Genomic DNA, 20172 nt, shown 5'->3' with positions numbered 1-20172 from the left:
TCCTATGTGCCACCGTCGGGCGGCTTTGCGTCGGGCGCGCCAGCGACGTTCGTCGGCTTTGGTAGCTCGCCAGCCTCCCCGCCCATGGCGTTGAGATCTTCTTCGTAACGAACTTCGTCCTGTGTCATCCAAGCCGGCGCGCCACCGGACCCAAGTGCCTTCGCGTAATACTCGCCGCGGTCTTTATGGGCACCACGAAGCAACGAATTGACGTTGAACTTGGCGAAATACTCGTCATCGCCGACGGCGTTGAGCAAATCGTTGTCGATCGACTGCTCAACGCGCACAATCCACGGCATCAAAGTGTGAATCACGTGCGCCAAGAAGATTTGCTCGGCGCTCGCGAAGGTCATCGCCTGCCCGGAATGGCCTACCATCGGCGGCAAAACACGAAACGAGCGGCAGATTTCCTCGATCTGGAACTTTCTGGTCTCAAGGTGCTGCGCGTCGACACCGGTCATCGACTGCGGCGTCCATTTGAAGCCTGAATCGATGACAAACGGCTTGTGGCGATTGGAACCACCTATTTGAGCCGCAATCCATGCCTGAATCTGCTTATATTTTTCCGGGTCAATCTTCTGTTCAGTCGAATACGAACCAGAAGTCTGCAGCCCGTTGGCATGCATCTCGGCCTGGGTGTTTTCAGTGGCTATCGTGAGGCCGATTGCTTCCCGCGCCTGCTGAACCGCATCAAGCCCGCGCCAAGTATCCCACGACGGTCCGCGAACATGCCAAATCATCGACTGCGGAAGCGTCATTGAGCGTCCGGCAAGGTCGGAAATGGTGTAAGTCAGCGAGTAATCGTTGTTTCTCGTGATCGCCACGCAGCCGGGGTCGATCGGGATAAGCTCCTTCACCTTGCCGCGGACAACGTTCTTAAAAAAGAAGGCGTTCCCCGTCAGAGCGAGGTGGAAAATCATCGTTTCGCGAAGAGCGAAGGACGTCTGCCATTGGTTTGGCTTGCTGTTCAGCACCTTGTAAAGCGGATGCTCTGGCGCTGGAACGCTACCCTTGCCGTCGGGCAACTCCTTCATTACCCGCAACGGTACCTGGGCAACTCCCTCAGCGATCACTCTGATGCAGGCGAACACTGTCGAAACATCGAGCGCCCGCTCCCAGGACACTTTGACTCCTGCCTTCGACTGCCTAGCGCCAAAGAAATCCAGCCAAACGGGGTCGAACGACACCGATTTCTGCTCAGTCTTTCGACTGAACAGCCAATCTTTGATACCCATCCGGCATTCCTTGTTAGTTTTGCCCGATGGGCGTCAGGCCGCTTTTGAATAGTCGGCGTTCGGGTCGAGGACTTCCCAGAAAGAGGCGCCATCACTCGCCCCGTCATAAGTCCCCGCCATTGCTGTCGCCATCGTCAGCGCGACAGCGCCGTCAATGCGGCCTCGAGACTTCTTCTTGTCGAGTTTGCGGTTGCCGCTTGGATCCTGCTTCACCGTTGCGTTCATCACGCACATGGTGAGGACCGGATGCCCGCCGTGGGCGAGCTTCTTGTTGAGCACGATGCTCTCTAGCTCACGGATGGCAGGCGACATGGATGCGAAGCCCTGCCCGAACTGCTCAAAAATAGCCTCGTCGCCCTCGAGTTGCTCTTCGGTAAAACCGACCTTGAGCAGCCAGGGCTTCAGATGCCGCCAGTTCCAGCGGTCGAATGCTATCTTCCGGATATCAAGCTTCTGATGCAGTTCGAAGAGGTAGTGGGCTACAAACTCGTAGTCTACCGTCGGGCCGGGCGTCGTCTCAAGAAACCGCTGCCCGTTATCGTCTGGCTTGTTCCAAATGTCGTACGGAACCCGGTCGGCCTTGGCCTTCTCCCGCAAGGATTCGCCTGGCAGCCAGAAGGTCGGTTTGACGTGCCACACCGTCCCGATATCCGTTTCCTTCGGAGCCATGAGCACCAAGGACGTCAAGTCGGACACTTCGGAAAGGTCTAGGCCGCCGAAGACAGGCAACCCTACGAAATCTTCGACGGTCGCATCGCAAGCCCGCCATACAGTTGGCGGGAACAGCGGAGCCGATGCATCAATGCGCTGATTGAGGAATAGCCACCGGAAGCTGGCTTCCTTAGTAGGCATTCGCATGGCCAGCGCTGAAAAGTCCTCAACGTCCTTCACTGAACGAAAGACACCGAGCGCAGGGTTTGCTGCCGCCCACCCAGCCCTGTCGTTTAGCTCGCACTCGGCCGGCGCCGTGTAGATGTGACTGACGATGCGAGGATCTTTGGACGTTTCGGCGTCATCGATCCATCGCGAAAAAAGATCGTTATCGGTCGCGGCCTGCGTCGAAATCGCGAAGAGCATCGCGCGACCTTCGTAGGCACCCTGCGACGTCTCGATCGCCTCAACGAAATCATCCGTCGGACCCTTGATCTGGCCGACCTCGTCGAGGATCGCCAAGATGGGCGAGCCGCCGTGCGCACTCTTCGCCTCAGCTGAACTGGCTTGGTACTCAACGTTCTTGGCAAGGCCGACGATCATTTTCGCCGACGGCACGATGCGCGCGAGCTTCGACAGCTCGGGCGACATCATGATCATTTTCGCACTGTAATTGAATACTTCCGCAGCTTGTTTGCGCGAGCGGGCGCCTGAAACGATACGTCCGTTCTGGTATGCCTCTGGTCCGACGATGTGAGCTAGCAGAAGGCAGGCGATCAGGCCTGTCTTGCCGTTCTTACGAGCAATCGACAGGTACGCACGAGACGTTCCAGCCGGATTATCATAGACCGCGAGGATAAATTTCTTCTGGAAGTCCAGGAGCCTCACCGGCTTGCCAAGTAGCGTTCCCTCCGGAACGAGGCAGTAGCGCTCCACAAACGCAATTACGCGTTCGCCGCGTGTCAGAGGAGGCTTAGTACCCGCGCTCTTTTCGCGTTGTTTTCTTCCCGCCACATCGGCCTCAAATTCGTCAGATGGTTGAGAGCGATCACGTCCTCGAAGGACTTTGCGGAACTGATTGGTATTATATGGTCGATGTCCCAACGATCAGCGTTGTGCCAACCCATACCGCGAACAAACTGACGCTCAATGTGTCGCGCTAAATCCCTTGGTGAGTACCCAAGCAGGTCGAATGAACGGCCAGCTTTCACATCGCCCATTTTGTTGATCGCGCGCCGAATGTGCCACGAGAGCCTTCGGCGCATCCTTGTGTTCGGGTCGGACAGTCGTCTCCTCTGACCCTCTCGCCGATACTCGACGGTCGCCGATATTGGATTGTCTTGCTTGCAGGCAGCGCCCATGGCAGCCGCCGCTTCTCGCTGCATGCAACCACAGGAACGTGTATTGCCCTTAGTTAGGTTGCCCGTCGTGACTTTGGAAGAGCCGCCGCACTCGCATACGCAGTCCCAGACAACGTGATTGTTGCCATTAGAAAACAGGCGTTTGGTGACGGTCAGCCTGCCGAAACTTGTACCGACTAGATCAATAGCGTTCCGTTTATCTAGTGCCTCTGCACGAAGACAGCCGCATGAAGTCGTATTGCCGCGATTTAGGTTGCCGGTTACCGCGATAGTCTCCCCGCCACAATCGCAAACGCAGCGCCACTGCATCAACTTTCGTGCGTTCGAACCTATTTTCTCAGTGACAACAAGCTTGTTGTACCTGACACCGGTCAGATCTCTGAATTTTGCCAAAGCGAGTATCCCTCTCACTATCCAGATGTAGCGCTTGGCAGGCGGCTGGATGACCGCTTTTCGGGGGCGACCCTAGCCAAGCTATTCTTTCATACCCCGTTCAGCCTGGTCGCGCGAGCAGATCGTCCTCCAGCGGGTTATCGCCCTCGATCTCTTTCGCCGCTTCGCGTCGTTTGGCCGTGTCCCGTGCTTCGCCGCCCATAGCCCGTGCGTGGAGTGCGAGCGATCGGCGAAACGACAAGATCGACGACGCATGCATCTGCACGATCGCTTTCCGGGGGTTGGCGACGGGCGTGCCTTTTTCGGAGAAGGCAACGCCGCCTTCATCACGAAGGAGCCCCTGCTCCCGCACCAAATCCGCCATGGTCCTGGCGAGCATTGCGGCAAGCTCGAGCTGATGATCTGTCCATTCCGACCGCGCGAACTCGGCGACAACATTCCGGAAGAAGGGAAGATCAGCATCGTCAAGCGGCACATTTGCCGGCGGCAGAATTTCCGTCGCAGCCTTCGCCATGACGCGCACAGCCTCGGTCGCGCTATCTATGCGCGCTTTGCGCTTGGCCATGGAAGGACTCCTCAGCCCTCGCGCTTGCGCGCGCGGGAGGCAAAAATCTGTGTTAGCGTTAGTGCGATTGACCGACGGCGGTACCTAGCCGGAGGCGGTCAGACATTGACCCACCCCCTCCCTGGCAAACCCTCAAGTATAGCACGTATCGACATTAGCAGTCAAGCATAAAATTCAATATAATCGAAATATTTTCGATTTATTTTCTGATTATCCAAGCGCAATCGGGTATCCGTCCAAGTCATAAGTGACAACCTTTTTGCCTCGCTCCATGCTTTGCTTTGCACTATCATGGTGATGCTTGCAAAGAGACTGAAGATTGCTCGGATCGTAGAATAGCTCGAGATCACCCTTGTGAGGCTTACGATGGTCAACGACCTCAGCCGCCGTCACCTCTTCAGTGATCAGGCAGAACTCGCATAGTGGCTGGATGGCCAACTGATTGGCCCGCAGTCTCTTCCATGCAGCACGCTGGTAAAGGTGATGCCATGCGCTGGTATTGGCCATGCTTCACCATGAAAACAAAAGCGGCCACCTCAACCCGAAGGGAGGCGGCCGCACGATCGCCTGTCGCGGAGGAGGCGCGCCAGGGATGGGGAATGGATGCCCGATGATGGCGCTGCACCGAAGTGCCGGCGTGACATCTCGTCGGTCGGGCCAGACTTCGTTCACTACTAAGGTTTGGTCGCCAGTAGTGGGTAGTTACCCGCAACGTTCAGCGGCTGCACTAAATGCAGCATGACGGCGGGTGGGGTTTCGCACCCCTTCATATTAAAGGGGCATAACTCCCATGAAAGGTCAGGCTGCCGCAAAATTAATAACGCAATTCCGTTATTTTTCGTTGACATAAAAACGGAAATCCGTTAGTTTCTAATCATCGAAAGGGAGCAAGCAAATGACCGGCATCATGAAACTCAACATCACAAAGCGCTTCGATGGAAACTGCAAGGTTTATGCCTTCGACGTGCGGATTGATGGCGAAATGTACAGCGAAGTATCGAAGGACAAGGCATACCGCCTGATCATTCAGGCCCAGGAAGTGGCCGAAGAGCTTGATCTGTTCATCGATGCTCGCGGCCTTGAATACCTCCGCGCCGCATGACGCCGGTTGAATTCAAAACCATCCGCAAGCGGCTCGGCCTTAACCAGGCTGAGCTCGCCGCGCTTCTAGGCTACGGGTCAGCAGTCCGCATTTCTGAATTTGAACGAGCTACTAACCCGGTGCCGATCCCGCGTCTCGTTGCATTGGTGATGATGGCGATGGATGAGACGGGGTGGCGGCCACCGTCGGAATGACCGTGGCCGCCGCGTTCATCAGGCCGCCCTCGCCTCGGTGGCGAGTTTCTTAGCTTCCAGATAATTGTCATTCGCCGCCACTAGCAGTCGGCGACCGGCCTCAATTGCGTATTTGCCCGTGTAGCCCCGGATTTCCCCGATTTCCTGGAGGCTTTTCGCTTTTGCTGTGCGCGTTAGTAGTTCGACATGCTCATCCTTCATTCCCTGCAGAACAAAATGCCATTCATTTCGCTCTTCGAACTCGGACGCAATGCCTTCCCAGCCCGGCGATCCACCTTTTCCGGTCGCGACCTTTACAAGGCCTGGAAAGAGGTGGGCCAAATTCTTTGGGCCAGCGGGGAAGCCATCGGGGCACTTTGTAACAGGTGGCATGACGGGTGTATTGGCGACAGCCTCCGCCAGCCACTGCTTAGCCTCTGCCTTCGTTCTTGGGCCGGTCCTTGAGGCACGCGACTTTGATTTCACGCGGCCAGCGGATTGGGCGTCGAAAAGCCCGGGTGGCTCATTCTTGCCGGCGAAATAATCATGCGTACACGCAAGCTCGACCGGATCTTGGACCGCGCCTTTGTCCCGCGTCGACTTCTCCCGGCAGCCCAACATGCAGCCGACCGGCAGAACGATTTGCGCCTCGACGACCTTCCCAAAAGATAACTTGTAGCCCCGTTCAGTCTGCGTGCCATCACTAAACCTAAGTCGGCCTATGCGGGTGATAACCTTATGCTCCTTGCCGTCATCGTCGACATGCACGCCATGCAGAATGTCGCCCGCCACCGGGATGCCGTGCACCTCGCGGCTCGATCGGCGTAGTTCCCATCCCTCGTCGTCCTGACGACGCATCATCGGCTCCAGACGATACTTCATCTCGACCGTCGCCATCGCGGTTTCGATTGCAGGTACGGACGGAACGTATTCGACCGCTCGCTCATTCGCGAAGTCCTCTGGCCGTCGGTTGTGATTGGCTGGGGTTACCCGCCAGTTTGTTCCCATCGGAGCGGTCTGCTCGCGAGCCAGTGGTTCGGATGGCGCTTGCTCCGCAACACCCTCCGGCCGTCGGTGGAAGGCCATGATTGAGGACAATTTGGAGAGATCTCGATGACGAGGCTTCTTCTCCTTCGCGCGCTTGGTCGACGGCATACCCAAAATTTCCGCGTCGTCAGGGGGGGCAGCCGCACTCCAAGCTGCTACTGTTATGCGATGGTCTGCAGTGGTGCGCTCTGTCATGCTTTCTCCCTCGAATTAAATTTGGCAAGTGCCGCATCACCCTTCGGCGAGCGTAACCGCGCGTAGGTCCCATCAGATTGCCGCTTCCACAGCAGCATACGGCGGCTTTCGAGAATCAACTCGGTGCGGTCGGTCACCCGCTGGTGCACCGAGCTAAATCCGCGTGTCAGATAATCGGCCTGAACGCGCGTAAGGCGCAGTTCTCTCGCGGACCAGTTCATGGAAGCAGGCCCTTCGTCGGCGGCAAGGTCATGTTGTCGATTTCGAAGCTTATCCGAGTCGGAATGCCAGGTCCGTCTTCGAAGTGCGCGGCGATGCCCTGGCGAACTCTGGCGCCGTATTGCCGAAGCGCCATGATCGCCGCTTCGCGGCTGACGCTTTTCTGCTGCTGGGGGACGACGCAATTTTCGTGACAAGCTTCAAAACCGCGCCGAAATGCGTCGTGGCTGACAAATCGGATGGCATCTTGCGCGGCAGCCAAAACGTATTCTTCATCGACATCCTCATCCACCGTCATGCGGGCAAAAGCTCGCAAGTAGGTCTCTGCGTCGGACTCCTCGGTTATGTGTGGGATCGCGCGAAGGTGAGTTTGAAAGTCGTTTGGCATCTGCATTCTTCCTCCTCTGCTCTGGGGGATTGCATTTCCAGATGCATCCCCTCTGTAAGAGGGGCAAACTCTGGAAACCCGGAAATCTCAAATTTTTCAATTGGTTACGCGTTTCCATTTCCGCTGGAAGTGCTGGCGATGGAAACGCTAAGCTACTGTTTACGTTACATTTTCCGTTCCCATTTCCATGGAAACCGCCATTTCCGATACCGTTGGAAACGTTCTTAGGGCGCGCTCTACCCGCGCGCCATACCCTTCCGGAACTCGCCCAGACCCATTGCAAAGCGACCTGTCGGAACGTCCAGCCACTTCGGCGTCGTGCCGCCAGCCAAGCATTTCACCACGCGTTGACTATCGACTAGTCGCTGCGCCAGCCCCTCAATTTTGTGACGCGAGAGTTGGCTCAAGCCTTCCCCAAGGCGTTCGCGATTTTCGAATAAGCCCGTTGCGCCTGTTTTAGTAAGAGGCTGTCCAGCTTCTGCGGCAGCCGCTATCGCGGCTACGAGCTGCTCCAGGAGATCGTCCTGCGGCAGGCCCGACGCACCGATTCCTACGGTCCGATCTACCAACAGGCCAAAGTCGTTTCGGACGTATGTCGAGACTATCCGTCGGGCTGCGCCGTTGGCTTTCACGACACCCCCGAAGACGACTTTATTGGCTGCGTATTCAACCCCTAAATCTTTGCAGATCGCACGACCGCGCTTTTCCTCTGCAGGCCAAAGTGCGTACGCCAAGCGCAAACCGTCGACTAGCGCTGTGCTGCCCCGGATTGCTTCGCGCGCATCCGCCAGGCTCTCGATCGGCTTTGCCACCTTCTTCATATGGTGCAAAACCAACACCGAAGCCCGCGTTTGAGCTGCCAGCGCACCGAGAGACGCACAGACAAATGCACCTGCCGCCGGGTCCTCGTTGATCTGGACGTGCGCAAAGCTCGCAAGCGGGTCGAGCGTAACTAGCCGCAGATCCTCGATGCTGACAAGTTCGTCGCAGAGGCGCTTCCAGTCATCGGTCTCGATTAGGCCAAGTTTCTTGTCCTCACGCCAAAATGCCCGCGGGCCGCCGGCTGACGGTAATGGCACCACAAGCAACTTCTGGCCGTCGGTTAAGCGATGTTCATGGCGATCCAATGCAGCAAGGCGTCGATGTACCTCCCCGGAATCATCCTCGCTTGTGACCAGGACGGAAGTACCGGTAGCTAGAACGCGTCCCCCGAAGATGGGAGAATCAAAAGCGGAGGAGCCGAAAGACACCCTTCGATGTAGTTCAAGCGCTGCATAGGATTTCCCGGTATCACCCATCGCGGCGATCATGCCTGGAACCGCCTGCGGGATAGTACCCTCAACGAGTTCTTTCACCACCGGGGGCTCACCAACAAATCGGCTGCTCGGCCAATCAAAAATCGAGAACTTTGACGGCGCGGGCGGAGTGTTGTCATTGGCCGGTTCGGATGAGCCGGATGCCTGCGCCGCTTCTGATCGACTGCTAGGGAGGGTGCCCACCCGAGCACTTGCGTCGTGCTGGTTCTTGGCAAGCCCCCTGGCAACGAATGCCGAAAGCTTTTCAGCGTCGATTGACCGTGTTCCGTCCCTCTCACATCCGCGATGCCTCCTCGCGATGCCCGACAGATCAGCACCACCGTCTCGGGCGAGAACGGTGAGCGAACCCATACCGACCCCGCCTCCCGGCTTAAATGTCTTCCATCGGCGAAACACATCTCCCTTTCGATATTTGGAACCGCCAGCACTCCACGCGTCCGCAATAGCGAGACCGCCATCGCCAAGTTCCTCGTGAACGGCCATGAGGACGCTCAGCCAATCCTGATAGGCGCAGTCTGGACTGATGTACGAGAGCAGTTCTTCGACTTCAGCGGCCGACACGGAGTCATTGCGAGGCATTGCGGCGAAAGAGCCAGAAACCGCCCCGTGCCTTGGCGTGCGAATGACGTCAATTAGCCAGGCCGGGGGCTCCGCAATACTGCCGATTGCGGCGATGAATTCGGCTGACGTACCGCCAAGATATTTATATCGCCTGCCGTCGGGGAAAGTGCTGCCGGCGCCGATTATATATCCCCCTTGGGCACGAATATCGATGTGCTCTGGAAGCCCTCCGGTTGCGGTTGTGAGGCCGTCAACGTGCCGGAATAGGTAGTGGAATCCCCCAGTTGCTGTCTGGATGATGGCGGTTTGCGGAAGCTGCACGTGCTCAGCCTCCAACGCGGCTAGATTGATGTCGCCGGTCTTCCCCTCCTTCACATCCACGTCCAGGGCAAAAAATCCTGTTTTTGCTCCAGTTGGGATGCCCACCAATGCATCAGGGTTGCGTCTCCACCATTCACGAACAATACGTTCGTTGGTACTCGCTCCGTACAGCCCGTTTGAGGTGAGCGGGCTCTTTGGGTCGTAAACCTCGCCGGTGTGCAGATCCGTCTCAGTGCGCGCTCTGCAGGGGAAAACGGGCACCCCAGCGGCGATGTACTCAAGCGCGGACGAAAGGTTGCCCGCCGCATCAGTCGGTTCAAGCTGTTTTTTTGTGGATGCCATCGGCGGTCGCGTGCCTCTCTAGTTCGGTTAGCGCTGACGCGGTGATCGCTGTCGCCAATGACGGTGAGAACGTGGCCGTCCTCCGACCGCCGTTAGCATTAGCTGCGTAAATCAGTCGCTTGCCGCCCGGCGCCTCCATCAAGCGGAGACCGAACAGACGCACGTCGTCGTTCAGCTGCAGATCAAAGGTGGCAACCACCTTGACCGACCCGCCGCCCGAATTGGCGACGGGTTGAAGGGCCGTGACCCTCATCAACCGGCGTCTCGCTGGATCTTTTCGCGCATCGCAGTTATCGCGAAGTCGATGATGTCGGAATCGCGCGAGAACAGATCCGCAATGTGACGGGAGGCATGCGATGGAGCAGGCTCGTTGCTCCACCATTCGACCAGTGACATCCGCCGACGCCTCGCCTCATCGATCCGGCGCTGCTCGATATTCAACACCATGGATTGCTCGACGGGATAAACGTTTGCCGGTCGGTTGCCATGGTATTCGATCCGAATGCCAGCACCCCGGATTGGGCGGTCTGGAATCTCTCCGTCACGAAGTCGTTCTCCCCTAGATTTAGATGTAAATGAGCGCAAATGTCCTCCTCGCCGGCTCGGGCCGGTCGGCTGTGGTCGTTGGTTGGGGGTGTCGCGGCCTTTGCGGCAATACGCGCAAGGGCCGCGCAGGGGTCACCTATGGTTGGCCATCAGGCCAGCATTGCTGAAGTGGGTCGCTAGTAGCGCTAACCCCATCGCTAGGTGGTCGGCCTGCCGGTTAGTTAGAAGAAGCGAAACTTCGTCCCCATATCCGGTTATTTGGCGGTCGACGTCGATGGCGCGGTCTACAAGCCGGTGCGCAGCCATCAGCCACTGAACTGCGCGCGTCTCAAAGCTATCTCCAGCCCTGAGATCGAGTAGCGGAGAGTCTGATTCGATACGGAAATCGCTCACGCAGCCGCCCTCGCCTGTCCGTTGTCATTGTCTCCCCAAGTGATCGTGCGGGCGCGCTCAGCCATCCACGAATCAAGGTCAGCGACGTCATAGACAACGGGACGCCCCAGTTTGAAATATCGTGGCCCGCCTCCGAAGCATCGAAGTTTGTCAAGAGTAGACTTTGACAATCCTAGGTATTGAGCAGCCTCTTGTACGCGCACGTTCTTTCCCATCCTTCTTCCTCCTTGCGAGTTATTGCTGGAGGGAAGATGGGGTTTCAGGCGTCCCAAGAATACTAGGTCATTCTTGGGACAGGTTTTTAGCAGCGGCGAGGATCGCCCGTTGTGCTTTCCATTCGTGAGTCCATCGTCGCATGAAGTCCGGCGCCTGGCCCTTGCGGGACAGCGAATTGTTCGCGGTTTTAAAGCTCGTCTCTCCCTTCGATTCCTTTTCGATCCTCCGCGCCGCCTCGGCTTGCGAAGCACCTTTTCGCATCTCTGCCTTCATCCGAGAGCGGAGTAGGAAGTTGCCCATGCCAACAGGTCGACCGCCCATGCTGTCGCGGTCAACGGGAGTCTCGATCGTGAATAGGGGCTCATACTTTAGAGCGAGTTCCAGCGCCAACTGTCGCCAGCCCTCGGCAGTGGGCCGCAAGCCGTTGTGCGACCGGAGAAGGGCATCCAGCCGTTCGGCCATTTCCACGGCTAGATCTTCTTCACTGGTGTGTTCGGTGACTGCGATAGGGCCGCGCTGAAGCACATCGACCCAAGCGGGCAGTTGATCCTCACCTTCGTCATGCATCACTTCTTGTCCCTCCCATTGCCGCCGTTATCTTATTTGCGATGGTATCAGCGGCTTTCTTTAGAGGATCGACATCTAGGTGAGCATATCGAGCTGTTGTCGCGGCCTGCGTGTGGCCGAGCAGTTTCCCGATGATCGGCAAACCCAAGCTGCCACCAACTCCCACGCTGGCGAAACTGTGCCTTAGATCGTGCAGTCGAACGTCTGAAAGAGCGGCGCGTTGCAACACTGCTGTCCAGGGCTTGTTAAGGTCAGATCGGGGTTTCTCGTCTTTCGTTCCGGCGGTGCTGCCCGCAATCACATAAACGCCCAACCGCGGCAAGTTCTCCAAAATCGAGATGGCCGCTGACGAAAGCACGACCGTCTTTTTCCCCGTCTTCGAGTCGGGAAGAAACAAGACCCCCCGATCGAGATCTACGTCTTTCCATCTTAGGTCTAAAATCTCGCGCCGGCGCGCTCCAGTTAGGAGCAGGAGTCGGATCGCAGCAATGGCATGGGGGCTGTAGACAGTCCGACGATTTTCAGCCTTCGGGGCGTTTCTAACTTTCGTCTTGGTTGCATCAACCTCGTAGGAAAGGCCGATGGTCTCGGCCTCATGCAATGCCTCGCCTAACGCCATTAATTCCGCGTCGGTAAGGAAGCGCTCCTTCTTATTCTCCTTGAACCGCTCTACCGCTTTGACCGGGTTATGGCCCTCCGGCACTAAGCCGGCTTTCTGGCCCCAGTTGAAAGCAGCCGAAAGTACAGCCAAGGATCGGTTCGCGATCGTTTTTCCTTCATTTCCATTCCTGCGCTTCCCCCGCACAACAGCGGACTGAAGCCGCGCGACATCAGCAGGCGCAACCATAGAAGCACGCATGCTGCCGATTGCCGGCTTAATGTGCTTCTCCGCTACCATGGCGTATTCTTCGTAGGTTTTCGGTTTGCGTTTCGACGAAACATGATCTCGCAAGAACGAATCGACTACGTCAGATAGACTAAGTGACGCCCGCTCGTCCGATCGCGCCCTGGCAGGGTCACCACCCAATGTGACCCGCGCGAGGGTTCTAACGGCAGCTTCTCTGGCATCCTCAGGAGACATCGTTGCCGGAGAGCCAAGCTTTACTCTCTTTTTCGCGACACCACGCCCGCCGGCACCCGGGCGATATTCCAGTACCCACGAGCGCGCGCCGCTTGGCGTAATCTTCAGACCGAAGCCCTTAACCGTCTCATCGAAATAGATCACGGACTTATCAGAGGGCTCCATCGCAGCCACCGACTTTCTTGTAAGTTTGATCGTAGGCAAGCAACAGCCCTCCAGTCGCCACCGAGTCGCCACCAAAAATGAAACACCCGGAAACTTGATAACATCAATTGCCTGAGATATAGGCGATAAACAACTGAAATTCAAGGATTTCTGAACCATGCGGAAACACGCGGAATTTTACGAAACCTGACTTTTAATCAGTAGGTCCAGGGTTCGAATCCCTGCGCGCTCACCACAAAATCAAGCACTTAGCTGATCTTAAAAAATCCCGCAGCTTCCGAAATGGTGAGATCACCAAGCAGGACGGCCGTCGATCGGGATTCGTTGTTTCACCAGCCGCAGCTTCAGCGGGCTTACGCCGTAATATCCCCGAAAACTGCGGGAAAATGCCGAGAGGCTGTCGAAGCCGGATCGCAAGGCGACTTCGCTGACCGGAAGGTCCGTATCGACGATCAGCCGTTGCGCAGCTTGCAGTCGCAGGCGCAGATAATAACGGCCAGGACTCGTCTGGAGGCCCTGGGAAAAGAGAACGTCGAGCTTGCGCCGGGAATGGCCGAGTCGCCGGGCAAAGACATCCAGGGAGAGCGGCCGGTCGATGGTTCTTTCCATGAGACGGATCGCATCGGCAAGTTCCGGCGCCTGGCGCTGCATCCTTCCCAGCGAAACCGCGGGCTGCGCATCGCTTGCCGCATGGGTTTCATCGTAAACGAAAATACTGGCGACATCGAGCGCGATCGTTGCCCCGAAATTGCGGCGGATCATGTGCAGCATCATGTCGAACGTGGGCGAGGCCCCGCCCGAGGTCCACATCCGCCCCTCAGCGACGAAGCGATCAGCACGCACCTGCACATCCGGGAATCGGGCTGCGAAATCCTCCAGTTCCTCCCAATGGGCCGTCGCCGGGCGCCCATCCACCAGACCTGCCCGCGCCAGCAGCCAACAACCGGATTCGATGCCGGCGACATGGGAAAAGCGCCGGGCCGCCGCCTGGAGCCGCGCGAGAAACCCGCGTCCCGCATGCCGGTCCAGATTGAAACCACCAATGACGATCAGCATGTCCCCGGCCTCGCGGCCGCTGAACGCAGTATCGACTGGAATCTCGATGCCCGCCGTCAGAAGAGCGGGCGCACCATCCGGAGATTTTATCGTCCAGTGAAACAGGCTCTGCGCAGCAACCCGGTTTGCCGCGCGCATCGGATCGAGCACGCAGGCCAGCGACATCAAGGAGGATTCGCCAAGCACCACCACTAGGATTTCGAGCGGCGGCCGGGAGGCATAAGCCTCCGCGTGGGTTATTTTTCGCGAATGCGGCATGCGCGAATTGTCAATTTTTCTGCGGAGAATGTCAAATCTCGACGACGACTTCGGGCATCATGCTGGTGTCGATGACACGGTTCGCCTCAGGTGCCGCCAAGCTCTGAAGCCGACCTATTCCCCCAGTCCGACCATCTACCGGCCGGGCCGTACGGCGCTTCGCCGACGGCCCGTTTTTTTTGCCGCAATCCGATTGAACGCGACATTCGCATCCCTGTAACAGATTCATGGGAACGAAGAACACGCTTCGACGTTTGGAAGCCAACCGAAGGAAGCGCCGTTTCAGGTTGCGGGCGGTCGCCCCGCAGCGACTTGCGACGGGTCCCTTCCCCGAATGTCGGCAAATTCGGCAACGAAATCCGGAGTTCAGATATGCAGGACCCGATATCTCAGCGTGAAGCGGCCCAGTCCGATTATCGCCAGTTCATGATCCGGGAGCTTTTGATATGGCTCGTCGGCGTTCCGGTTCCTGTCGCCGCCGTCATCGGCTATTTTGTCCTCTGAGCCGCGCTGATGTTCACAACAGGGCTCATCATGCCTGGCACAGAACAAAATTTATCGGTTGCGACCCAGGAAGGAAGCGTGTATCTCCCCGCCATCGACGGTACGGAGTGTAGCGCAGTCTGGTAGCGCATCTGGTTTGGGACCAGAGGGTCGGGAGTTCGAATCTCTCCACTCCGACCATCGGATTTTCCTGATTATATTGAGAAACTTACGCCTAGAAGCGATGGGGCGTACGCATTCGCAATGGCCGCGCAATCCGCACTGAGGCTGGCTTTCTACTACCGGTCGAAATCGAAGTTGCGGAACGAAGACGGATCGGTGATGCAGGCATATTGCAGCACGCATTGCTGGCCCTTGGCATCTCGCACCGAAACCGTCGTGTACATATCGCCGAGATCGCAGCGCGCCGGCGGGGCGCGAAAACTGCGGCCGGCAAGGCCCGTGCGGAGGAACACCTTATGGTGCTGGCTGATCACCTTGCGAATTCCGGCGCAATCGTAATCGCGCGCGTTAATCTCGTAAGCACTGGCGGCAAAGGCCGCGGTTGGCGAAAGCAGGGCAATTGCGAGGATCAGGTTTTTCATATCGGCAGTTAAGCAGCAGCAGCGGTGTCGTTCAAACAAATTTTCCGTGTTCGAACCTCTCTATCGGTTGGAGAGCATTCCGTCTGCGTGGAATGAGAGCGAAAACTTTTCGGAAAGGGCTGAAAATCCTGATGTCACCGGCAGCAAGGCCATTTTGTTTTTACTCGTTCTGCGCTAAGGCTTGAGGGACGACCGGATCGGCGATCCGGCGAAGGAAGAAAGCTGGAAAGAGTTCATTATATGTCCGCAAAAATCTATCGCCCGGCAAAGACCGCCATGCAGTCGGGACAGGCCAAGACGCATTTGTGGGTGCTTGAGTTCGATCAGGAAACGCCGCGGACCATCGATCCGATGATGGGCTACACCAGCTCGCGCGATACGCGCCAGCAGCTTTCACTGACTTTCGAATCGGCCGAACTCGCCGTCGCATACGCCGAGCGCAACGGCATCGAATACCGGGTGATCGCGCCGAAGGAGGCAACCCGCAAGAATGTCTCCTACAGCGACAACTTCCGCTTCACTCGTATGCAGCCCTGGACCCACTAGGTCGAGAAAATATCCGGCAAGGCACACCGCCCTGCCCTTAAAGGCCCCTTAGCTCAGTTGGATAGAGCACCTGCCTTCTAAGCAGGTTGTCGCAGGTTCGAATCCTGCAGGGGTCGCCAATTCCTCTCTCCAGCAACTGAAATCACATAAACATTTTCGCCGCAGGTTCTACCGTATCCGGGATGCGGCCAACCGGTGCTCGTGCGCTGTATTTCCTCGTTAGGCAACCAACCAAACGCTCTCGCAACAATGTTGTCCGTACTGCAAGCGTAAACGATCAACCAGATCAGCAAAAACGCCCACGGACCGCTCCTTGCAACTCTGTATTGGACAGGTTCGCCGCTTTCGAATTCGGGGTTGAGAGCCCGCTCCATCGCCCAATAGTAATCTTTCTAAATTTTGTCGTGCTCGAGCAGATATCGATTCTTCAGACGTTCGATGCCAGCCAAAATCCGGTTCTGCGAATAGGCAAAAACGAGAGTGCAGATGGCTCCGGCAACAAAAACCACAAGAAGCAAATGGCTTTTTATGGGTTCTCCAATGTCGAGTGCCAAGACGGCGGTGAAACCGGCGAAAAGGAATGCTTGCGTGGATGCAAATACGTTTATTCTGCTGTGCAGATTGGCGTCGGCGTCCTTATGGATTTCCTAGGCACGCTCCCAATCTTCGGGCACTGGAAGCGCCGGCTCCTCTTTCCACGTATGCATGGCGATCTTCCTTTGCGTGTGCACACCCCAACAATGCATCCAGCAAGTCCAAGGTCAATTTCACAAAAGGCAGTAGATAAGCGGCTTCAGCCAGCCAGAACGCCCGGCAAAATCGGATAAAGCGATCCCATGTGCTGGACATCGGCGAACTCCCGCTTATGGTCGAAAGCTGCTACGTCTCCTGAGCAATCCTTCCCGCCACATTTCTTCGAATCCGAATGCCTGTCTATTTCTCCACCGGATTGATCTTTGCCGCCGCCGCGATCTGCGAGATCGCCGGATGTTTCGCCTTCTGGGCGTGGCTGAAGCTTGGCAAATCGGCCCTTTGGCTGGCGCCGGGCGCGGTGTCGCTTATTGCGTTTGCCTATCTGCTGACCCTCGTGCCGAGCGAAGTGGCGGGGCGGGCCTATGCGGCCTATGGCGGGATTTATATCGTCGCATCGCTGATCTGGCTATGGCTGGTCGAAGGCCAGCAGCCGGATCGGTGGGATATTGCGGGGTCGGCACTGGCGCTGGTTGCGGCGGCGGTCATTCTGTTTGCCCCGCGTGGCAACTGAAACGGCTATTTGCCCTTGATCCGCTCTGCGACCACGCGGTCGCCTTCATGGAGGCCGAGCCGCTTGACCGTGCCGGCATTCACTTCGAGCACGAAAGCCACCGGCACACGTGAATCGATGATCGCCTCGGAGAGCGGCACGGCGTTTTCACGGATTGTCGCTACCTTGCCGTCCGCGAGGATAAACAGCATGTCGAGCGGCAGATAGGTATTCTTCATCCACATCAGCACCTGACGCGTCTGGCCGAAATCGAACAGCATGCCGTGATCGGCGGCCATGTCGCGCCGGTTCATGAGACCGAGCGCCCGCTGCTCGCTATCGAGTGCCAGTTCGACGGTAAAATCGTGGGTTTTGCCATCGGCGGTGACGACGCTCAGCGGTGCAGTATCGAAGCCGACATCGGCGGCAGCGACCGGCAGCACCAACAAAAAAAGCGCCACGAGGGCGCTTCCCAGAATCTGGATCGCGGAACGCATCAGTGCGAGCGTCCGCTGGGGGCCGGCACGTCCGGGTGAATTTCCGCCGCCATCAAGCCCTTGTCGCCATCGCCGAAGCGCACGAGCACGGTCTGGCCGGGGCGAAGCTCCGTCAGGCCGAAGCGGCGCAGCGTTTCCATGTGGATGAAGATGTCCTCGGTGCCGTCACCGCGCGTCAGGAAGCCAAAACCCTTGGTGCGGTTGAACCACTTGACGAGAACCCGTTCCAGGCCGCTGGTCGGCGTGACCTGCACATGGGTTTTCACCGGCGGAAGCTGCGAGGGATGAACGGCTGTCGACTGATCCATGGAAAGAATGCGGAAGGCTTGATAGCCGCGATCGCGCTTCTGGATCAGGGCGACGACGCGCGCGCCTTCTAGAACGGTCTGGTATCCGTCGCGGCGCAGGCAGGTCACATGGACGAGAACGTCCTGCATTCCGTTGTCGGGAATGATGAAGCCGAAACCCTTGGCGACATCAAACCATTTGATGACGCCGGTAATCTCGATCAGGTCAAGAGCATCGCCGCCAAAATCATCCCCCGGCATGATGCCTTTCGGTGAAATCCTGTCCGCCATTCCCTGCCAGCCCCTCGATTACGCGTCACACCAATACGGTTAACTGATTCTTGATAGCAAGATATCATCGTCCCGGCGCATCTTTGCAAGGGTTTCGGTGAATTTTGCCTTCGATCCACCATAGTTGCCGAGGCTTGCCTCTGGCTGTCGGCGCGCTAAATATAACCGCCTCCCGCCAAAACAAGGATATTACAATGCGTTATCTGCACACCATGGTCCGCGTCAAAGACCTGGACGCCGCGCTCAATTTCTATTGCAACATCTTCGGCCTTTCCGAAATCCGTCGCTACGAGAACGAAAAGGGCCGTTTCACATTGGTATTCCTCGCCGCACCCGGCGATCTCGACCATGCGAAAGAGGCGCTGTCGCCCTGCCTGGAACTCACCTACAACTGGGACACGGAAGACTATACCGGCGGACGCAACTTCGGTCACCTCGCCTATGAGGTCGACGATATCTATGCGACCTGCCAGAAGCTGATGGACAACGGCGTGACCATCAACCGCCCGCCGCGCGATGGCCACATGGCTTTCGTACGCTCGCCGGAGGGTATCTCCATCGAAATCCTGCAGAAGGGCGATAACCTCGCGCCGAAGGAGCCCTGGGCTTCGATGGAAAACACCGGCGTCTGGTAAGCCCCGCACAATGCGGCCGAGCGATATATCCCGCTATCGTTCGGCCAAATGCGCCCGGTTTTTCGTGAGCCGGTACCGCCCGGCCGACAGGCATGCCGGCGCAAAGCGGGGACCAGACAGTGTTTCAAGTTCAGGGATTCAGTATCAGCCTGCGCCATCTCGGCAGCAGCGTGGCTTTTGTCACATCCCTTGCCGTGCTGAGCGCCTGCGTCTCGACAACAGGTGCATCGAAAATCAAGCCCGAGACTTCCGCCGAAGAAGCGGCGCAGGGCGACGGTGAAGGCGGTAATCCCCAAGTCGCTGCCACTGCCGGAGCTTCGCAAGATCAGCAGGTGGTGGCGCTCGGCGCCGGGCAGCAGGAAGCCGGCTATCCGGCACAGGCAGCGATGCCGGTCGCGGATACCGAACCCGGCCCGCTGGTGCTGCAAAGTACGGGTCTGAAGGCCACATCCAGCAGCATTTTTGCCAATCGTCCTGCCCGCGCGCTCGTCCCGGCCCAGCAGATGCCGGAGGGACAAGGCGTGACCCCGAGCTCAAACAGCCTGTTCAATGCCGGCCAGCAGCAGCCGATGCCAGTGGAAGGTAGCGAAGCCAAGAAGGTTCTGCTTCCGGGCGAAGGCGCGTCGCGCGCCGCACCCCATGGAAATCCGAATCAGGCGACGAGCGCAGGCCCCCTTCCCGGAACGGCGGCGGAAAACGAAGTCGCCGGCGTCGAGCACATCTCGCAGCCGGCACCGGCCGGCAGCGATAAGCCGGCGGATGCGGCCGAGGCGCTTTCGCTTGCGGGGCTGTTCAGCGCCAAGCGCAAGGGGCGGCAGGCCGCTTCGGGGCTTCCGCAGGATCAGGTGGCTGCGCTTGGCTATACGGCCTGGCCGAGCAACCGCGCCATCTCGATGTTCGCGACCGTGGAGGACGACGATCCGAGCCATGACGACGAAAGCCCGGCGATCGAAATGGCCGCCCTGCCCGGCCTTGCCCGGCTGGCGCCGAATGGCCTTTGGCTGCAGACGGAGAAAGTCGATACCGGCTGTTTCCAGCCCGAACTGATGGGGCTCCTGAAAAACGTCGAGCAGCATTACGGGCAGAAGGTGATCGTCACCTCGGGGCATCGCGACGTGGCGCACAATGCCTCCGTCGGCGGCGCGCCGCGCTCGCGCCATATCAGCTGCGAAGCAGCCGATATCCAGGTGCCGGGCGTCGATAAATGGGAGCTTGCCTCCTATCTGCGCGCGCTCCCCGGCCGCGGCGGCATCGGCACCTATTGCCACACCCAATCCGTCCACATCGACACCGGTAAACGACGCGACTGGAACTGGGGCTGCACGAGAAAGGTCTGACAAGACCTTGTTTTGGTGCATCTTTCCGAGGCGCGAATTTCATCCACAAGTCCGCGGCATTTTTTACAGAAAAATGAAAATTGCCGCTTGCGGTTCT

Annotated in this window: 24 protein-coding genes and 2 tRNA genes; 10 read left to right on the top strand and 16 right to left on the bottom strand. The window is 58.0% G+C overall.

Annotation, left to right across the window (positions count from 1 at the left end; genetic code table 11):
• Positions 1 to 2 precede the first annotated feature (2 nt).
• The 4 genes from ASC86_RS24650 to ASC86_RS24635 all read right to left on the bottom strand — a co-directional run bounded on the left by ASC86_RS24650 (position 3) and on the right by ASC86_RS24635 (position 4712).
• Positions 3 to 1235 (bottom strand): phage portal protein, encoded by a 1233-nt coding sequence (locus ASC86_RS24650; protein WP_056327444.1) that lies wholly within the window; start codon positions 1233 to 1235, stop codon positions 3 to 5.
• A gap of 33 nt (positions 1236 to 1268) precedes the next feature.
• Positions 1269 to 2900, bottom strand: coding sequence for a terminase TerL endonuclease subunit (locus ASC86_RS24645; protein ID WP_056327442.1), 1632 nt, complete (start codon positions 2898 to 2900; stop codon positions 1269 to 1271).
• Positions 2901 to 3740: 840 nt separating this feature from the next.
• Positions 3741 to 4205 (bottom strand): hypothetical protein, encoded by a 465-nt coding sequence (locus ASC86_RS24640; RefSeq protein WP_056327440.1) that lies wholly within the window; start codon positions 4203 to 4205, stop codon positions 3741 to 3743.
• 210 nt (positions 4206 to 4415) lie between these two features.
• A complete protein-coding gene (locus tag ASC86_RS24635; RefSeq protein ID WP_056327438.1) occupies positions 4416 to 4712 on the bottom strand; it encodes an HNH endonuclease signature motif containing protein in 297 nt (98 codons plus the stop codon).
• Between the two features lie 388 nt (positions 4713 to 5100).
• Here ASC86_RS24635 and ASC86_RS24630 point away from each other — a divergent pair, with 388 nt between their 5' ends.
• Together ASC86_RS24630 and ASC86_RS26430 are read left to right on the top strand one after the other, a co-directional pair.
• Complete coding sequence (locus ASC86_RS24630) at positions 5101 to 5307, top strand: hypothetical protein (RefSeq protein ID WP_056327435.1); 207 nt, start codon at positions 5101 to 5103, stop codon at positions 5305 to 5307.
• Complete coding sequence (locus ASC86_RS26430; protein WP_056327433.1) at positions 5304 to 5501, top strand: transcriptional regulator; 198 nt, start codon at positions 5304 to 5306, stop codon at positions 5499 to 5501. Before ASC86_RS24630 ends, ASC86_RS26430 begins: the two co-directional genes overlap by 4 nt.
• 18 nt (positions 5502 to 5519) lie before the next feature.
• On the opposite strand, the gene ASC86_RS24620 is transcribed toward ASC86_RS26430, so the two are convergent.
• From ASC86_RS24620 to ASC86_RS24565, 9 genes are all read right to left on the bottom strand, one after another.
• The gene (locus ASC86_RS24620; protein ID WP_056327432.1) at positions 5520 to 6722 is read right to left on the bottom strand and encodes a hypothetical protein; all 1203 of its coding nucleotides are present in this window, start codon (positions 6720 to 6722) and stop codon (positions 5520 to 5522) included.
• Positions 6719 to 6943 carry a hypothetical protein gene (locus tag ASC86_RS24615; protein WP_056327430.1) on the bottom strand — a complete coding sequence of 75 codons (225 nt, stop codon included), beginning with the start codon at positions 6941 to 6943 and terminating at the stop codon, positions 6719 to 6721. The genes ASC86_RS24620 and ASC86_RS24615 overlap by 4 nt, the downstream gene beginning before the upstream one ends.
• Positions 6940 to 7335 (bottom strand): hypothetical protein, encoded by a 396-nt coding sequence (locus tag ASC86_RS24610; protein WP_056327428.1) that lies wholly within the window; start codon positions 7333 to 7335, stop codon positions 6940 to 6942. The genes ASC86_RS24615 and ASC86_RS24610 overlap by 4 nt, the downstream gene beginning before the upstream one ends.
• Before the next feature lie 230 nt (positions 7336 to 7565).
• Positions 7566 to 9869, bottom strand: coding sequence for a bifunctional DNA primase/polymerase (locus ASC86_RS24605; protein ID WP_082510459.1), 2304 nt, complete (start codon positions 9867 to 9869; stop codon positions 7566 to 7568).
• Positions 9870 to 10121: 252 nt separating this feature from the next.
• Complete coding sequence (locus tag ASC86_RS24595; protein WP_056327422.1) at positions 10122 to 10316, bottom strand: hypothetical protein; 195 nt, start codon at positions 10314 to 10316, stop codon at positions 10122 to 10124.
• A 488-nt stretch (positions 10317 to 10804) separates the two neighbouring features.
• Positions 10805 to 11023 carry a helix-turn-helix domain-containing protein gene (locus tag ASC86_RS24585; RefSeq protein WP_056327417.1) on the bottom strand — a complete coding sequence of 73 codons (219 nt, stop codon included), beginning with the start codon at positions 11021 to 11023 and terminating at the stop codon, positions 10805 to 10807.
• Positions 11024 to 11090: 67 nt separating this feature from the next.
• Positions 11091 to 11594, bottom strand: coding sequence for a hypothetical protein (locus ASC86_RS24580; protein WP_156387189.1), 504 nt, complete (start codon positions 11592 to 11594; stop codon positions 11091 to 11093).
• Positions 11584 to 12876, bottom strand: coding sequence for a site-specific integrase (locus tag ASC86_RS24575; RefSeq protein WP_056327414.1), 1293 nt, complete (start codon positions 12874 to 12876; stop codon positions 11584 to 11586). The genes ASC86_RS24580 and ASC86_RS24575 overlap by 11 nt, the downstream gene beginning before the upstream one ends.
• A 252-nt stretch (positions 12877 to 13128) precedes the next feature.
• Entirely contained in the window at positions 13129 to 14151 is a 1023-nt protein-coding gene (locus tag ASC86_RS24565; RefSeq protein ID WP_056327412.1) for a GlxA family transcriptional regulator, read from the bottom strand.
• 372 nt (positions 14152 to 14523) lie between these two features.
• Here ASC86_RS24565 and ASC86_RS26995 point away from each other — a divergent pair, with 372 nt between their 5' ends.
• Positions 14524 to 14655: a hypothetical protein gene (locus ASC86_RS26995; protein ID WP_280136996.1), complete on the top strand. Its 132-nt coding sequence runs from the start codon at positions 14524 to 14526 to the stop codon at positions 14653 to 14655.
• A gap of 103 nt (positions 14656 to 14758) precedes the next feature.
• Positions 14759 to 14835, top strand: a tRNA-Pro gene (locus ASC86_RS24560).
• A gap of 98 nt (positions 14836 to 14933) precedes the next feature.
• Here ASC86_RS24560 and ASC86_RS24555 read toward each other — a convergent pair.
• Complete coding sequence (locus ASC86_RS24555; protein WP_056327410.1) at positions 14934 to 15239, bottom strand: hypothetical protein; 306 nt, start codon at positions 15237 to 15239, stop codon at positions 14934 to 14936.
• Between the two features lie 240 nt (positions 15240 to 15479).
• Between ASC86_RS24555 and ASC86_RS24550 the strand changes: the two genes are divergently transcribed.
• The 4 genes from ASC86_RS24550 (at position 15480) to ASC86_RS24540 (ending at position 17049) form a co-directional block, all read left to right on the top strand.
• Positions 15480 to 15785, top strand: a complete 306-nt coding sequence (locus ASC86_RS24550; protein WP_056327408.1) for an ETC complex I subunit — start codon at positions 15480 to 15482, stop codon at positions 15783 to 15785.
• 42 nt (positions 15786 to 15827) lie between these two features.
• Positions 15828 to 15904: transfer RNA gene (locus tag ASC86_RS24545), tRNA-Arg, on the top strand.
• 285 nt (positions 15905 to 16189) lie between these two features.
• Positions 16190 to 16612, top strand: a complete 423-nt coding sequence (locus ASC86_RS26060) for a hypothetical protein (RefSeq protein ID WP_156387187.1) — start codon at positions 16190 to 16192, stop codon at positions 16610 to 16612.
• 98 nt (positions 16613 to 16710) lie between these two features.
• Positions 16711 to 17049 (top strand): YnfA family protein, encoded by a 339-nt coding sequence (locus tag ASC86_RS24540; protein ID WP_056327405.1) that lies wholly within the window; start codon positions 16711 to 16713, stop codon positions 17047 to 17049.
• 5 nt (positions 17050 to 17054) lie between these two features.
• On the opposite strand, the gene ASC86_RS24535 is transcribed toward ASC86_RS24540, so the two are convergent.
• Both ASC86_RS24535 and ASC86_RS24530 read right to left on the bottom strand, forming a co-directional pair.
• The gene (locus tag ASC86_RS24535; RefSeq protein ID WP_056327403.1) at positions 17055 to 17525 is read right to left on the bottom strand and encodes a DUF192 domain-containing protein; all 471 of its coding nucleotides are present in this window, start codon (positions 17523 to 17525) and stop codon (positions 17055 to 17057) included.
• On the bottom strand, positions 17525 to 18103 hold the full coding sequence (locus ASC86_RS24530; protein ID WP_056327401.1) for a cold-shock protein: 579 nt from the start codon (positions 18101 to 18103) through the stop codon (positions 17525 to 17527). The genes ASC86_RS24535 and ASC86_RS24530 overlap by 1 nt, the downstream gene beginning before the upstream one ends.
• Positions 18104 to 18297: 194 nt before the next feature.
• On the opposite strand from ASC86_RS24530, the gene ASC86_RS24525 reads away from it, so the two are divergent.
• Together ASC86_RS24525 and ASC86_RS24520 are read left to right on the top strand one after the other, a co-directional pair.
• Positions 18298 to 18738 (top strand): VOC family protein, encoded by a 441-nt coding sequence (locus ASC86_RS24525; protein WP_056327400.1) that lies wholly within the window; start codon positions 18298 to 18300, stop codon positions 18736 to 18738.
• 119 nt (positions 18739 to 18857) lie between these two features.
• Positions 18858 to 20075 carry a D-Ala-D-Ala carboxypeptidase family metallohydrolase gene (locus ASC86_RS24520; RefSeq protein WP_244477692.1) on the top strand — a complete coding sequence of 406 codons (1218 nt, stop codon included), beginning with the start codon at positions 18858 to 18860 and terminating at the stop codon, positions 20073 to 20075.
• Positions 20076 to 20172: the final 97 nt, after the last annotated feature.

Source organism: Rhizobium sp. Root1212, assembly GCF_001424985.1.
Lineage (GTDB): Bacteria > Pseudomonadota > Alphaproteobacteria > Rhizobiales > Rhizobiaceae > Pararhizobium.
The sequence above is the reverse complement of the archived record's forward strand: the minus strand, read 5'-3'. Positions and strand labels throughout refer to the sequence as shown.